This window comes from Alteromonas ulvae (assembly GCF_048987005.1).
Taxonomy (GTDB): domain Bacteria; phylum Pseudomonadota; class Gammaproteobacteria; order Enterobacterales; family Alteromonadaceae; genus Alteromonas.
Genome location: NZ_CP185261.1, coordinates 173,446 through 188,704, shown reverse-complemented (window position 1 = coordinate 188,704; position 15,259 = coordinate 173,446). Strand labels below are relative to the sequence as shown.

Below are 15,259 nucleotides of genomic sequence, written 5' to 3'. Positions count from 1 at the left end.
AGATACTGAGCAAAAGTTATTCAAGCATAAGGCAATCAGGTGCAATGATAAATGGTGTCTATTGAAAACATGGCCTGCAACACGCAAGGCATTGCTTTACTTAAGTTAAAATAATGCGTTAAACAGCAAATACTCATCGAATACATGATTTTCCACGCCGAATAGCACCACAATCTGCGGGCTAGATAACAGCAACGCAGCAAGCATATTGAAGAGAATGTGCATCTACCACCCCCTATTCTCATGGAAAAATAAAATCGTATAGCATGTCTAATATCCCCTTGCATTAGTGTTACAGTATAACATATCATGCTTCGCGTTTTTCATTAGTCAAAAAATCAGAGGGTTAATCATGAAATTGTCTCGGTTGGCATTGGGCATATCGCTCATGTTGCCTGCTTCATTGCTAGCACAAACAATTACCGGTACGGTTACTAATGCTTCCGGCAAACCTATTTCTAACGCCACGGTAGAAATTGAGGCTTTGCAACAAGCGACAAAAACTAATGCAGCAGGAGAGTTCGTATTTTCTGACGTTGCAGAGGGAACCTATGAACTTCATATTTTTGCGCCTGGTTTTGCACACTTGCATGAAGACACTCGCGCTCAGGCTCAGTCGACAAGTACAGCATCGTTTGTATTAGAACGCAGCGCGATTGAAGTTATCGACATTACCGCCTCGCCCATGCATTTGTCGGTGATGGAGTCTGCAAGCCCAGTAAGTGTATTGGCTGGCGAAAACTTAAGAAGACAGCAGGCAGCCACCTTAGGCGACACCCTTGAAAACTTGCCAGGTGTGCACACCAACTTTCATGGCAACGTAGCAAGTACCCCAGTTATTCGCGGATTAAGCGGCCCCAGAGTACTCATTGCACAAAACGGGTTGGATGTGAGTGACGTGTCGCGCGTAGGGCCTGACCACGCCGTATCCACAGAAGCGTCCACCGCACAACAAATTGAAGTACTGCGCGGCCCTGCAACCTTGTTTTACGGCAGCGGCGCCATTGGCGGTGTGGTTAACGTGGTAGATCAACGCGTACCCACCAGCACCGAAACCCGCGGCGAATTTTTATTTGAAACACAAACCGTTAATGACCAAAAGCTAGGCTCGTTTAATATCACTACTGGCCAAGACAACATGGCCTTTTATGCCGACGGCTTTTTACGTAACAGCAACGACTATGAAACACCGGTTGCCCCCGATATCGACAAGCCCAACGGCGACAATGTAGTTGAAAACAGCGCTGAAGAGTCGAGCGGTTTCACGCTAGGCACAAGCTACTTATTCGACAAAGGGTATGTGGGCGTTGCGGTTGAACAGTTTAATAGAGAATACGGCATACCCGGCCACAGTCATGGTGGTGTAGAATCTGTGTTTGCCGATTTATCGCAAACCAAGTACCAACTGCTTGGCGAATACAATGTTAACAACGACATACTACAAAGTATTCAGTTTAGAGCGGGTTACACTGAATATGAACACGCTGAAATAGAAAACAATGTAGTAGGCACCGAGTTTAAAAACGATACGCAAGAAATGCGCGTTGAGTTACTTCACCAGCCAATTAACGGATGGCGCGGCGGCTTGAGCCTTCACTACAAAGGCAGCGATGTGTTTGCCCAAGGCGAAGAGGCCTTTACTCCACCCTCTGATATGGAAATGTTTGCTGTTGCCCTTATGGAAGAGCGCGAATTCGGCGATGTACTTGTACAACTAGGAGCACGGGCAGAGCGTGTAACCCTTAATGCAGGCAGCGTATTACTGCCAGAGCTTTCTTCTCACGAGCACGATGAACACGGCCATGAAGATCACGATGACCATGGGCATGAACACGACGAACACGCGCATGATGACCATAGCGATCATGGCCATGATGAACACAGCGACAGTGAATTGATTAGACAGTTTGACGTGTCTCAAGAATTCACGCCCATTTCCTTATCTGCGGGCGCGGTTTACACAATAAATGACAGCTACAATGTGGGTGTGTCTATCTCTCGTTCCCAGCGTGCTCCTTCCGCGTCTGAGCTACTGTCTTTTGGCCCGCATATTGGTACTCGAACATACGAAATAGGAGCGCTGTTCGACTTATCAGAAGACGGCGATTTTACGCTCTCTCGAACACCTATAGATTTAGAAACCGCGAACAATATCGATTTAACCTTTAGAAAAACCCAAGGTGACATTGGTTTTGTTTTCAACGCGTTTTATAACCAAGTAGACAATTATTACTATCAAGATGGTACTGGTTTGTTTGCTGAAAGCGGTCACGACCATGGCGGGCACGATGAGCATGCTCACGACGACCACGGCCATGATGCCCATAGCGACCACAGTGATAGCCACGAAGGACATGAGGGGCACGATGAACACAGTGATGAACTTCCCGTGTTTCTCTTTCGCTCAGACGACGTAATTTTACATGGTTTTGAAGCGTTGGTTGGCTGGCAGGCCACCGACAGCTTTAAAGTAGATGTGTTTGCTGATTACGTAAAAGCGCGCTTGCAGAATGGCGGTGCCTTACCCCGTATTTCGCCAATGCGAGTAGGTACGCATTTGCAGTACACCACTGAGCGACTTCGCGCCGACTTAGACATTACTCACTTTGCCACGCAAGACGATATCTCTTCTTTTGAGACAGAAACCGATGGCTACACGCTGGTAGATGCCACCGTTACGTACGACATACCACTGAATAATATGGACCTTTCTGTTTACGTTAGCGGCCAAAACCTAACCGATGAAGAAGCGCGCGTTCACACCTCTTTCTTAAAAGACATAGCCCCCCGCCCAGGACGCAACTTGGCATTCGGCATTCGCGGCGCTTTTTAAGCTATTAAAAAATTAATTAAAGGAACAATTAACATGAACAACAAACTTATTCTTACCAGCATAGCAAGCGCGCTTATTCTTGCAGGGTGTGGTGACGCTGAAACTACCATAAACGAGCTTCCTCCTGTTGAAGCTCCCGAAGGCGGTCATGACCACGACCATGACGGCGATCATGGCTCAGAATACACAATAGAAAGCGAAGGCCGTTTGGTGGTTGCCGATGCCGCATCAAATACACTTACCGTATTCGATTTAGATGACGACAGCATGTTAGACACGTTTACAACAACGTATGAAAACAGCAGCATAAGTAGCTCTGGTGACTATCGCTATGCTGTGATTAACAGTCGCAGTAATGGCCTTACCGAGTTCCTCGACGGCGGCCTATGGCGTGAAGATCACGTAGCGCATTTACACGACTACGAAGAAGCGCCCATGATGTCTGACTTCACGCTTCAGGGCAGCCAGCCTACCCACTTCAGTAAATATGATGGCCAACTAGCGATTTTTTATGATGGAAGTGCCAGCACTGGCATGCCAGCGGGCGTAAAGGTAATAACAGACCTAGATATTGCCAATGAGCAGGCTGATATTCCCGAGCTAGCATTTACCGTAAATATGCACGGCGTTAGCTTACCTCGAGGCGATATGTTGGTTAGTTCAGTACGACGGGACGACGCTGAAACACTGTCGTCGAACCCCATTTTACCCGACAGCGTGGCGGTGTATCACTGGCACGACGGTGAATACGAAGAAGAACAACGCTTTGACGGTGCCTGTGCCAATTTACACGGCGCCGCACAAAACGAACACGCCGTTGTTTTTGGGTGTAGCGACGGCGTACTTATGCTGCATGAAGAAAATGAAGAATTTACTTCTGAGCTAATAAGCAATATCGACGCACTTAACGGCGCCCGTGTGGGTAGCCTTTACGGTTATGAGTATGCTGAAGCGTTTATTGGTAGGGCGTCGCAAGATAATGTGGTGACGTTAGTTAACATATCCCCTAAAACCAACAGCATGAGCGTTATCGACTGGCAGCCAACTGCCGATGCGAAACCGGTAGCTTACAGCTTTACTTACGACGGTGACTACTTTGCTATTTTAGACGACAAAGGCTTTGTGACACTGCTTGAAGCACATGAAGAAGACGGCGACGTACATTTTGAATTTGCACATCAAATTGATGTAGCCAGTGCAAGCGCAAGCAGCTTAAGCGAAGGCCAAATGTTTTCAATGACGGCCTCTCAACACGACAGTGAGCTTTTTGTTGTCGACCCCGCAGCGCAAACTGTTCTAGAGGTAGACCTAGAAACAGAAACCGTTGAAACCGAACTAACCTTAGACTTTGTGCCGCGCAGCGCAGTGTGGCTGGGTATTGCAGAAGCCCATGCTCATGAAGAAGATGGCGAGCACAACCACTAATACCACCATAGTTCCCTAAATTGTGTGTGTTTGGGCATGCTGCAATAGCATGCCCTTTTTTTGCTCTTTTTTTATAAACCCCTGCCTTAAAACGCGCGCTGCACACCACTATTTCTTCTCTCGCCCCCGTGACGCTGTTATAAAAAGCTGCTAAATTTTTGAAAAGCAGAAAACGAAGCGCGTTGTTACCACCAATCGCTAATCCGTTATCAATTTGTTGAAAAAGCAAACGTAGGCGCGCCTGTTTTCTCTGACGGAAAACCCCAAAATAAACTCAAAAGGAATTGGCAGTTATGCTTACTAGCCCAAGCACCATGACGGCAGAAGCGCGTGTTACGCGGTGGCCCAACTTTACCGACAGCGAAATGGCGTGCAGCTGCTGTGGTGAACTTTCGCCCTCTGTAGAATTTAGCCAGTTAATGGATCACGCCCAAGCCTTTCGTACCACAAGCAATAAGCCGCTGGTCATCAGTAGTGGCTACCGCTGTGCAGCACACAGTATTGAGGCAGCAAAAGCGTCGCCAGGCCCGCATTCCCGTGCCGCCTGCGACTTTGCCGTACAAGGTGAGCACGCCATTGAACTGCTACGATTCTTCTTACAGTTAGGCTACGTAGGCATTGGTGTTCATCAAAAAGGCGACAAACGCTACATACATATTGATACGCGAGATACTCCTGCGCTTTGGACGTATTAATGCTGTTTTTACACCACCTTTTTACATAAAGGCTAACTAGCCGAAAAAGCGAGTATGCGATATGGTGTAATGCGTAAGGGGTTTAACGCGTATAGGTGTAGCACACACGTAGCAGGAACAGGGAAAGGTAATTACATTGAAAAAAACCATCGCGCATTACAGCGAAAAAGCACAGCATTACTATCACTTATACAACTCTGTAAACGCAGAAAGCGTGCACTGCGATTGGAAGGCTTTGCTTGAAAACACTCCCGCCGCACATGCGCTAGATGTAGGCGCTGGCAGTGGCCGAGATGCAAACTGGTTGGCTGAAAAAGGCTGGCAAGTAACAGCCGCAGAGCCTGCCGATGAGTTGCGAAACTTAGCGAAGCGCCACTCATCAGAAAACGTAAACTGGTGTAGCGCTGCCTTACCCGCGCTTGAACACTTACCCAACCCATACGAGCAATTCGACCTTATTTTGCTTTCTGCCGTGTGGATGCACTTACCACTAGATGACAGGCCAGCAGCCATAAAACGCTTAAGCGAACTGCTTTCAAACACTGGCAAAATGTATGTAAGCCTGCGCTTTGGGCCAAGTGACCCAGAACGACCCATGTACCCGGTTAGCTATGAAGAGCTGCAAGCATTGGCGGCAGAAAATGATTTAACGGCGCGCAATTTAAACCCCGTGCCGAGTAAAGATGGGTTACAGCGCAGTGATGTTGAGTGGGTGACGGTTGAATTGATAAAACAGGGAAGAAATGACAGCTAAGAATTATTTAATAACAGGAAAAAGTGAATGAGCCTTTCGAAATTATTGGAGAGTAAAGGCTTTCAACTCATTAACTCGCAATATACTTCACTCTTATACACCGATGCAGAACAAGAAACCGGCATAATTTTAGATACACATTTATACGGTGAGAATAAACCTAGCTATCCGTACCACGAATACACTGGGTGGCAAAATATGCTTATGCACAAATTTGCCAGACTATATAGGTTTATTGATGATGAAGATCCTGAAAATAGAAGGTACGTTGACCATATTTTAGATGAGATGGACGACGAATATGACTTTAGACAATTTGGAACCAATAGACAGATAAACGAGATAGATCCGACAAGGCCCGAATACAACTTTGAAAGTCTCTTTGAACAGGTTTATGGCTCACAGTATCTGCATGCTCTAGAACGGGAATATCAGTACATAGACTTACTTGGGAAAAGTCGTTATGTAGACTACTTGCTGAAAACCACTAGCGCCCAAATAGCTATCGAGCTTAATGGTGAAGCTTTCCATCATCCATTAGTTATATCCAGAAAAAAGTATCAGTCCCAACTCCTTAAACAAAATTCTTTAATGAAAGACGGCATCAAAGTATATCGTTGGTCGAATGCTGGAATGTCGGACGAAAAAAAATTTGCAGATCAAATGCGCCTCTATTTTGGTCAGAAAGAAACGTTTTGTGAAAAACCATCCGCAAATCAATTTAGAGACATAAGCTTTTCGCTTTTTAAGCATCAACAAGCCGCACTTGAAGATATTCAAAATGGACGAGCAAAGGGAAAGAGCACCTTCCTATTGGTACTTCCAACAGGAACAGGAAAAACAGAAGTATTTATCGCGGACTATAGTGAGCAGCGCCGTTTGGGAAATGCCAAACGCGCATTAGTAATTGTTCCATTTAAAGACTTGCGGGAGCAAACAAAAGAACGATTTCTAGAACGCGACCCTTCTCTGATCACTTCCTCTGATATATCTGATTTGAAAGCAGATGTTATCGTACAGACGACACAAGCAATACAGCGCCATTTCTCTTCTCTCTCATCGGATCATTTTGATTATATTGTGGTGGACGAAGCACATCATGCGCCAGCTCAAGGCCTTAAAAGGGTACTAGAGCATTTCAACCCGAAAACACTGCTTGGCTGTACCGCAACCGATAAACGATTAGACCAGAAAGATTTAGCTGAAATATTTGGTCGATATCAGTTAAACATGACGTTGGAAGAGGCTATTAAACAAAAGCTATTGCCGCCTATACGCGCTTTTCGACTAGAGAGTAACATTGATTTTTCACAAGTACGATTTAACGGAAAAGAATTTGTTAAAAGCGATCTTAACAGAAGCGTAATACTGCCCTCCCGCGACCAACTTATCGTTGATGTTATTTCTAAGTATTTTGACCTAGTAGATTCCGATACCGGCCAGTCTCTATCTGCACTGCAAGGCGTAATATTCTGCGTAGATGTGAAACACGCCAAGAGACTTGCTGTACTCCTAAATGAGCACATGATTAGCGCAGAGGCAGTTTCTGCGACGAGTAGAGAGGGTCTTAAAAAATATAAAGAAGGAAAGCTCAGGTTTTTGTGTGCTTGCGACTTGTTAAATGAAGGGTGGGATGCACCGAATACTTCAATTGTTGTAATGGCCAGACCCACTATGTCTAAAGTGTTGTATATGCAACAGTTAGGTAGAGGAACACGAAACCACCCAGGAAAAGAAGCACTATACGTAGTTGATGTTGTTGATAGCTATGGGCCAGCACTTCAACCATGGAGTCTGCACAGTATATTCAATTTAACTGATTACAAACCTTTTGCTAATGTATTCACTCCAAACGCGGCACCTGTGGGCGAAGAAATAATATTAGACCACTTATACGAACACGAACGTAACCTTCGGCCTATCAAACTATTTAGTTTTGAGGAAGAATTTGGTGACTTTATTAACGATGAACAACTCGCCCGCGAGCTTTTCGTTTCTACTGGCACAGTAAAAAATTGGGTGAAAAACCAAAGTGTATTACCAGACAAGCAATTACCGTTTGGCAATAAAACACTCAACTACTACAAACAAGACAGAGTTGATGAAATACGCGATAAGAAAAATCTAAAATTACGTAGTGAAGCGACAAGAAGAGATGACTTTTTTGAATTCTTGGAGCAGCGTGATTACACATTCTCATTCAAAATTATATTTCTGCTGCTAATGCTAAAGCACGCCGACAAGACTGGAGAAGTCTCTCTTCCAATGCTTAGAGATGACTATCAGGAGTTTTATAAGAACTTATTAGCGAAATATGGAAAAGCAGAAAAGAGTAATAGCCCACTCAACAACCCAGAATTTTTAAATGACAAAAAGCAGCTAACGAAAAGTATTTTACAAAATCCATTCGAGAAATTTGAGCGCAAAAGCTTTATGTACCACGCTAAAGATTTAGACAAACTAGCATTTGACGCTGTTCTATGGGAAAAGCTTGAAAGCGGCGATTTTGAGTTGATTAAAGAGCAGATGATTGAAGATGGGAGAAGTTACTGCGATAAGCATATTGAGGCTGGCGCGTTCAGAACTGAAGTCTTTGAAAGCGTCTAGTTGTAATAGTTTAAGGTTAAAAGTCAAAGAGTGGGGGATTGCAGGGGCAGTCGGAATGCCCCCTAGAAAATTTGTGAAGTAAATCATTGGGCACTAGGGCTTCAATTTTTAAAAAAGGCTACGGTAACAGAAGTAAGTATATTAGGTTCGTGCTTAGGTATAGAGTTACAGAGCCTATGCGCAGTGCAAAATAAGTTATTTATTGTCAATTAGCCAAACTGTCTGAATCAACTGCTTTAACCTTTGATGGCGAGTTTTCAAGCGCTCAAGATTCCAGTCATCTTCTCTGCATAGGTCCCTGGTGATATCGAAAGAACTTCGGTTGTTGAGTTTTTCATAGATTGTTTTCTTTTTTATGAAATCACTGTTTTGCGCCTCAGAGTTCTTGGAACCGCTTATCAGAGTCAAGTTTCCCAGTTTGTGAAGCCATAAGGCATGTTGTTCAGTATCAAATCTATCTTTCCAATATTGATTAGCAAGCTTCTGAGGAACGATATGCTCGATAGTAATTCGGCCTGTATAAGTTTTAAGAACACTTTCATCCTGTTGTTCCACGTCAGCTCTCAATAATAGAGCTTTAATTAAGTTTACTTGGTTAGGTCTTGGTTCGTATAAATCCTCATCAAGAGCAGCCTTCACTCCCTCATTATCAGCATGTTGTAAAACATGATTTATAATATCGGAAAAATCGAGGTTATTATTAATTGCTACTAACGCTGAATAACATACTTTTTCACGTTGGCTTTTAACCTGTTTCTTGAGCCACCCATGCATATAAACCTTCTCGAATGCCTCAAGAAAATCTGCGAATTGTGATAATTCCAAACTCTCTTTGCGTGTCATTCTATTCAGAAATGCTAAAAGTGGCGGTAACCATTCATCTGTATTTAAGTTTCTTAAAGAAAAAATTCTTCTTCTAATACCAGGATGCTCGAAATCAACATCCTCAATTTTAGTGAAGTTTTTTGCTGAGCCGACTAGCATAAGTGCAAACTCGACCGGATCTCCACCATACTCTTCATTTAAATTAAAAATGAAGGACTCCAATCCTTTTTCGAGTACTCTATCGCGGTCTAATTTCTCCGACAACTTGTGTAACGAAAGAAATTTATCAATTCTGCTCACACCAACTAAGTCTTCGATCTGCGACCATGCATTTTCGATTTGTACTGCGTCTTTGTTATTAGACGAAGCGTATTCAAAAAGAGTGTTTTTCAAGAGATCTGCGTTTCCAAGGGGAAGGCCGCGATTATTGAGAACATTAAATAGCCTGAACGAGGAAGCTATATCGTTCGTTTGAACGAAAACGACAAAAACATTTTGTAAAATATACTTAGCAAACCCTTTTAAAGTGACTTCGTCGAACTTAACCAAAAACTCTTTGATTGCAGTTGAGTTATCGATAAATAGAAGCTGTGTAGATGTAGGCTTTTCTGGCTTATACTCTTTCTTACCTTGTAGAAGGTAAAACTTGAAAAGTTCTCTCTCTTTTTCTCTGACTAGTAGGCGTGGTTCGTCAGCCTCATCTGAATAGACATCTATCGGCAGAATTCTTTTTTGAAGATCGTCTTTTACACCCTGATGTGTTATCAGTGTCTTTAACTCAGATACGATAATATTAAGTGTAGTTAAGCGCTGCTGCCCATCCACTACCTCATATAAATTATCACCCTTATTAATGCAAATCATACTTCCGATGAAATACTCTTTTTCAGATGAAATGAAGCTCTGGTAAATATCCTCTACAAGCTGATAAGCGTTATCTGGCGTCCAACTGTAGGGCCGCTGATAAGGAGGTATAACGAACCTTTTGTTTTCAGTGAGTATGTCCTGAACTTTGCATTCTTTTGCTTCCATTTTCAGTATCCATTAATTATTTGAGCTTGAGCCACTTGTAATTCTAGTTATCTTTGGTTTGCACCAAGAAGTATTTAGTGCCAGTCCTTAAACTCTCTTGACTGTATTAAATTTTACATTTATCCGCCTAGAAAGGTTATAAAGATTTAGCTGAAGAACAATATCAAAACCATTAAGAATTACCATTATTTTCTTAGCCTTTACAATGTTTTAACTTACTATCGGTCATTTTATTAGTTGAGATAAAGTGATCGAAGAATGCTCAACCTAAAAAGAATGCAGGACAAATACTGGTCGCTTCGGAAATTACGGAAGGTGCTACGCCGTACAGAAGAAAAAGTGCAAATTCACCTAGGACAGGTAAACAGTAGAAAAGGAAAGTACTGTAGTGCTAACACTGTAAAATATCGCTTAATTCAAAAAGAACTCCAGAGGCAAATGCTCGAAAATCTCGTTATCGTTAACGAAAATAAAGAGTCGTTTTCGCTTGCTGAATTGTCAGATAAAAATGTATCTAACCCTGTAAATCGTAAAAATGAACTTATGACACGCATGACTGGTTACGAGAATATTGCTAAAGCGCTAAACCACAAAGCCTTATTTGTAACGATTACCTGCCCTTCTCGCTTTCATAACACATACGCTACGTCCGGAGACCGAAATCCAAAATGGGATGGTTCAACGCCTTATGAAGCACAGCAGTATTTAAATGATATGTGGGCGCTTATTCGCGCTGATTTGAACCGTAAGGATATTAAGCTATACGGCTTCCGTATTGCTGAACCACAACACGATGGCACACCACATTGGCACATGCTTATTTTCTTAGAACAGCACCAAGCGAACGAGCTTAAAAACGTTATCGAACACTACGCGCTTAGAGAAGACGGCGATGAAGCAGGCGCTAAGGAAAACCGTTGTGATTTTAAAGATATTGATTATTCAAGAGGCAGTGCAACGGGCTACATTGCTAAATATGTAAGTAAAAACGTTAACGGTGCGAATCTAGATAGCGATATTGACGGCGGCAACGCTATTGAAGCAGCGCAACGTGTAGAAGCATGGGCTAGTTGTTGGGGAATACGTCAGTTTCAATAATTAGGAGCAGGGGCTGTTACTGTATGGCGCGAACTAAGAAGACTCAAGGCGCTTTGCAACGAAACTGAACACTTCACTGACATTTTCGAAGCAGCGGGTAAAGGCAAGTGGGCAGACTTTGTAAAACTTATGGGTGGAGTATTCTGTAAGCGCAACGAACAGGCCATTCGGCCTCTTTATAAAGAAAAACTCGATACAGAAACAGGTGAACTTAAACAAAGTTACTTTGATGGGATAGTTTCAATTTCGCTTCGAGGAATAAAGCTAGGTGAAGAAGAAGTCATTACCAGAGTTCACGAATGGCGATTAGAAAAGCGTGGCACTAGAGCCGCGTAGCGGCTCAGATGCTTTTACTTGGAGTTCTGTAAATAAGTGTACTAGTCTGGAAAAAGTATAAATTATCGAGCATAATGCACAAATCACTAAAGGGACTAAGTTTTAAAAGTTTGGAAGTATTTTTTCTATCTCCTAAACTGAGAAGTATCTGTGAAAATATCAAAACAATGGAAAAAACATTGGGGCGTGAATGCGCAATACAGCTAAAGCCGCTGTTATTCGATTTTGATGCTGCTGATTATGCTTCAGAGGTGCTTACTTTCAGACGACATGCGTTTGTATTACATAACGGAGCACCAGCTTTGCTTTTCCCTTTGCACGAAGATTCAGTACTCATTGCAGTCAACAATTCTCAATTACATGAACCAAGCACCAATTGGTCAAATGTATACAGACTAAAGATCGTTTCAATAGGGATATATGATGAGTAATAGCTTGGGTTTTTCCCCCAATTGGGCTTCTCCACCAGGAGAAACTATCCGCTCTATTCTATTTCAAAGAGATGTTGATATCGAAGAATTTTCCAGCCTCGTTGGAATTGAGCTCGATTTCTGTGAAAGAATGCTTGCAGGTTACGAATCAATCACAAAAGAACTGGCGAAAAGTATCGAATTAGTTACTGAAGTATCTGCTAGTTTCTGGATAAATCGTGAAAATAGATACAGAGAACAAGTAGAAGCTGCTCGCGATGAACGCATCCAGTGGTTAAACAAGCTTCCTTTAGCGGACATGGTTAAATGGAATTGGATACCCAAAGGTCTTCGTACATGGGATAAATTCCAAGCATGTCTGGAGTTTTTTAATTCTGAGTCTATGGAAGATTGGGAAGTTAAGTTTTCCGAACGGCTTTCCAGTGTAGCCTTCAGAACTTCCAACTCTTTTGATAATTCACCAGAATCAGTTTTAACTTGGTTATATAAAGCTGAAAAAATTGCCTTTGAGAAGTCTATTTCAAGTTGGGATTCCGAGAGACTAGCCAATTGTATTCCTGAAATTCGAACACTAACGCTTGACCACAACCCTCTAAGTTTTTTACCTAAACTCGAAAATATTTTAGCTTCATGTGGTGTAAACCTAGTAATACTACCTACACCTAAAGGTACGAGAGCAAGTGGGGCAACTTTTTTTTCTCAGGAAAAGCAGCCAATTTTAGTATTGAGTTTTAGGTACAAAACCGACGATCATTTTTGGTTTTCGCTTTTTCACGAGTTAGGACATTTACTGTTGCATAGCTCTACTTCTGTATTTATAGAAGGCAAGAATATAGCTGATACACAAGAGGAAAAAGAGGCCGACGACTTTGCTCAAGAAGTTCTTATCCCGTCAAATTATAGAGATGAGATGCTTACTCTGAGTCATAGAGATTTACGAAAAATTGTTAAATTTGCTAAGAAAGTTGGTATCGCCAAAGGCATAGTTGTGGGTCAACTCCAACATTCCGGAAATATTGCGCCCAGCTATCTCAACAAATTGAAGGTCAGATATGATACCGATAGTATATTTAATTAACCTCTAAACAATTTATATCTATCCGGTGATTTTTGCCAATTACACAAAGAGTCTTCAAGGATCTGCATTGCTAAGGGACCTAAGGCCATTTGGTCACTGAGCTCAGCTAATTTAAACTCTAATGTTTTCGCACCTATGCCACTTTCATACCCATAAAAAAGTAATGTTGCTCCCGTTCTAGGGCCAGTTGAACCAGCTATGTATGCATATTGTGGGTAAAAATCCACAAGATTCAATTTACTCCACATAGTCAGCAAATCAAAGATCCCCAATCGACTAAAAGACTTTACGTTTTTTTTCATTCCTTTATAAAAGTAATCAAACATCAGAGTCTTATCGTTATCAGTCGCATATTCTGCTTCAGCTATTTTCGCTGCGTGACTATGGTGTGCCCCAACAAAGTCTAAGTAACTTTTAATAACTTTTGGGACCGAGCAAGCCGTACCATATCTAAAAGACTGATATTTTCTATGATTATTGAACTTTAGTTTTTCTTTTTCGTTCGATATATCAACACTAGCTCGTTTAAACCAAGTATCAAAGTCACTAAAATTTTTTGTTATATTGTCCCATGTCCAAATATCACACTCACCTCTTCCTCCGTAAACATCCGCAACAATGTTCCACCCGTAAGCTTGCGCTTTTCCGAAGTGAGTAGCCAAAAACAAGAGCCAAAACGCTTCATCTTTTTTATCTTCCCTTATATTAATAACTGCGGCTTTAAGTGGATCAAACAACTCGGAGTAGGGATTCGCTCTTAAAGCATCTAGTTTTGTTTGACTCAAATGTTGAACATATTCAATTCTGCGTATGCTATCTACTACTTGCTGTACGAATACATATTTTCTGTTCGGGTCTTCTATTCCTGGCAAATCAATTCCACTAACTTGATTTAGCTTTTTTAATACACAATCAATCTGTTTTTGTTTTCTATTTGTCATTCTTATTACCCAATTTATCTAATAGCTTTTGCACAACGGGCTTATATCCCTTGTTGGTAAGACTAGCCATTAGTTGCTTGATTCTTGGTAAGCTATTTGTGCTGTTTTGCTTGTAGGTGTTAAATATCAGCAATAACATCGTTAAATCTAACCAATAATTTGGAAACTCACTCTCAAAAACTTCCGTCTGTTGGCTTTCCCTAATTTTCTTTTCCATTTTCACAACGTCATTAAGTAATCCGTATGATTCCAAAGGCATCGATGTCATTATTGGTTGAATGCTTGGATATCCCTCCTGTTGATAGGATTCAACATGTTCGAAATCTTCTTCATAAACATGAAAACTACCAACAAAATGCTTGTAGTTGCCCAGACGAATTTCCTTTCCAAAACGAACTGACAGTTCTTTAGCAACCAGCTCTTGTAACATTGTGAAGCAAAAAATATCGTGCGGAAGTCCTCTAAACACGTCATTGGACCTCATTGTAACTATTAGCTCTAGAAAGTTATCCCGAAGAATAAACTGCAGCGTCTGAGTGCAAGGAATATCATTTTTTCTATTAACAAGATCATACTTATCGAAAATCTGAATAACGGCTTGCCTAGATGAGGGCTTTTGCTCAAGAATTGAAATTATATTTTCAAGTTGATTGACTGAATTATGTGTGCCTAACAACCTGGGGCCATAGGCTCCACCGACAGTTCCGTCTGATTCAGCATAACGCGAATATGTCGATAGATAATAAATCATATGGTCGACATTATCTGACCCACTTAAGTACCAAAATAATTCACCTAAGCAGCTGAATAGGGTATTTTTAGTTTCAGTTCTGCTAATTCGATTGAGCGGGTTAGAGAGTGTAAGAAGAACGCCTGTTAGTTCTAGGTTTTTACCTTTTGTGGGTGTATTTTCCTTTCCTTGAGAAAACAACAGACAGAGACTCGCTCTTATGAGCTCATCTATTGATTCACCGTGAATTTCCATTTTTAAACCTAATTCCTTGGTCGTTTTTCGAAATATTATCAGTATATCGAGCAAAATTATAGCGCCGCACTATGCTACACATTTGCTACATATTTCAAAGAAAATAGTTCCAAGAAAACAGAATCAGGCTACAGCCCTTTAAAAATGGCACACCCGGCGCGATTCGAACACGCGACCTTTGCCTCCGGAGGCTAGGGCCTATTGCGTCAAGCTAGTGGC

11 protein-coding genes are annotated in these 15,259 nt (G+C 42.0%); 8 read left to right on the top strand and 3 right to left on the bottom strand.

Features of this window, described 5'->3' with window-relative positions; genetic code table 11:
* Positions 1–352: 352 nt before the first annotated feature.
* The 5 genes from ACOJR9_RS00835 to ACOJR9_RS00815 all read left to right on the top strand — a co-directional run bounded on the left by ACOJR9_RS00835 (position 353) and on the right by ACOJR9_RS00815 (position 8,314).
* The gene (locus tag ACOJR9_RS00835; RefSeq protein ID WP_420934554.1) at positions 353–2,833 is read left to right on the top strand and encodes a TonB-dependent receptor domain-containing protein; all 2,481 of its coding nucleotides are present in this window, start codon (positions 353–355) and stop codon (positions 2,831–2,833) included.
* A gap of 33 nt (positions 2,834–2,866) precedes the next feature.
* Positions 2,867–4,258: a 5-methyltetrahydrofolate--homocysteine methyltransferase gene (locus ACOJR9_RS00830; protein WP_420934553.1), complete on the top strand. Its 1,392-nt coding sequence runs from the start codon at positions 2,867–2,869 to the stop codon at positions 4,256–4,258.
* Between the two features lie 293 nt (positions 4,259–4,551).
* On the top strand, positions 4,552–4,953 hold the full coding sequence (locus ACOJR9_RS00825) for a D-Ala-D-Ala carboxypeptidase family metallohydrolase (protein ID WP_420934552.1): 402 nt from the start codon (positions 4,552–4,554) through the stop codon (positions 4,951–4,953).
* Between the two features lie 136 nt (positions 4,954–5,089).
* Positions 5,090–5,707: a class I SAM-dependent methyltransferase gene (locus tag ACOJR9_RS00820; protein ID WP_420934551.1), complete on the top strand. Its 618-nt coding sequence runs from the start codon at positions 5,090–5,092 to the stop codon at positions 5,705–5,707.
* A gap of 27 nt (positions 5,708–5,734) precedes the next feature.
* Positions 5,735–8,314: a DEAD/DEAH box helicase gene (locus ACOJR9_RS00815; protein WP_420934550.1), complete on the top strand. Its 2,580-nt coding sequence runs from the start codon at positions 5,735–5,737 to the stop codon at positions 8,312–8,314.
* 195 nt (positions 8,315–8,509) lie between these two features.
* Here the strand turns inward: ACOJR9_RS00815 and ACOJR9_RS00810 are convergent, their stop codons facing one another.
* On the bottom strand, positions 8,510–10,171 hold the full coding sequence (locus tag ACOJR9_RS00810; RefSeq protein WP_163111986.1) for a DUF262 domain-containing protein: 1,662 nt from the start codon (positions 10,169–10,171) through the stop codon (positions 8,510–8,512).
* Positions 10,172–10,429: 258 nt separating this feature from the next.
* On the opposite strand from ACOJR9_RS00810, the gene ACOJR9_RS00805 reads away from it, so the two are divergent.
* The 3 genes from ACOJR9_RS00805 (at position 10,430) to ACOJR9_RS00795 (ending at position 13,114) form a co-directional block, all read left to right on the top strand.
* Positions 10,430–11,269 (top strand): replication endonuclease, encoded by an 840-nt coding sequence (locus ACOJR9_RS00805; protein WP_420934549.1) that lies wholly within the window; start codon positions 10,430–10,432, stop codon positions 11,267–11,269.
* 129 nt (positions 11,270–11,398) lie between these two features.
* The gene (locus ACOJR9_RS00800; RefSeq protein ID WP_420934548.1) at positions 11,399–11,605 is read left to right on the top strand and encodes a hypothetical protein; all 207 of its coding nucleotides are present in this window, start codon (positions 11,399–11,401) and stop codon (positions 11,603–11,605) included.
* A 420-nt stretch (positions 11,606–12,025) separates the two neighbouring features.
* Positions 12,026–13,114 (top strand): ImmA/IrrE family metallo-endopeptidase, encoded by a 1,089-nt coding sequence (locus ACOJR9_RS00795; RefSeq protein WP_420934547.1) that lies wholly within the window; start codon positions 12,026–12,028, stop codon positions 13,112–13,114.
* Here ACOJR9_RS00795 and ACOJR9_RS00790 read toward each other — a convergent pair.
* A complete protein-coding gene (locus tag ACOJR9_RS00790; protein WP_420934546.1) occupies positions 13,111–14,055 on the bottom strand; it encodes a hypothetical protein in 945 nt (314 codons plus the stop codon). The genes ACOJR9_RS00795 and ACOJR9_RS00790 overlap by 4 nt on opposite strands.
* Positions 14,045–15,040, bottom strand: coding sequence for a thymidylate synthase (locus tag ACOJR9_RS00785; RefSeq protein ID WP_420934545.1), 996 nt, complete (start codon positions 15,038–15,040; stop codon positions 14,045–14,047). Before ACOJR9_RS00785 ends, ACOJR9_RS00790 begins: the two co-directional genes overlap by 11 nt.
* Between the last annotated feature and the right edge of the window lie 219 nt (positions 15,041–15,259).

What these genes read in the sequence shown, in the direction of transcription:
- ACOJR9_RS00835 (WP_420934554.1), top strand. Translation starts at nt 353, where the DNA reads ATGAAATTGTCTCGGTTGGCATTGGGCATATCGCTCATGTTGCCTGCT.
- ACOJR9_RS00830 (WP_420934553.1), top strand. Translation starts at nt 2,867, where the DNA reads ATGAACAACAAACTTATTCTTACCAGCATAGCAAGCGCGCTTATTCTT.
- ACOJR9_RS00825 (WP_420934552.1), top strand. Translation starts at nt 4,552, where the DNA reads ATGCTTACTAGCCCAAGCACCATGACGGCAGAAGCGCGTGTTACGCGG.
- ACOJR9_RS00815 (WP_420934550.1), top strand. Translation starts at nt 5,735, where the DNA reads ATGAGCCTTTCGAAATTATTGGAGAGTAAAGGCTTTCAACTCATTAAC.
- ACOJR9_RS00810 (WP_163111986.1), bottom strand. Translation starts at nt 10,171, where the DNA reads ATGGAAGCAAAAGAATGCAAAGTTCAGGACATACTCACTGAAAACAAA.
- ACOJR9_RS00805 (WP_420934549.1), top strand. Translation starts at nt 10,430, where the DNA reads ATGCTCAACCTAAAAAGAATGCAGGACAAATACTGGTCGCTTCGGAAA.
- ACOJR9_RS00800 (WP_420934548.1), top strand. Translation starts at nt 11,399, where the DNA reads ATGGGTGGAGTATTCTGTAAGCGCAACGAACAGGCCATTCGGCCTCTT.
- ACOJR9_RS00795 (WP_420934547.1), top strand. Translation starts at nt 12,026, where the DNA reads ATGATGAGTAATAGCTTGGGTTTTTCCCCCAATTGGGCTTCTCCACCA.
- ACOJR9_RS00790 (WP_420934546.1), bottom strand. Translation starts at nt 14,055, where the DNA reads ATGACAAATAGAAAACAAAAACAGATTGATTGTGTATTAAAAAAGCTA.
- ACOJR9_RS00785 (WP_420934545.1), bottom strand. Translation starts at nt 15,040, where the DNA reads ATGGAAATTCACGGTGAATCAATAGATGAGCTCATAAGAGCGAGTCTC.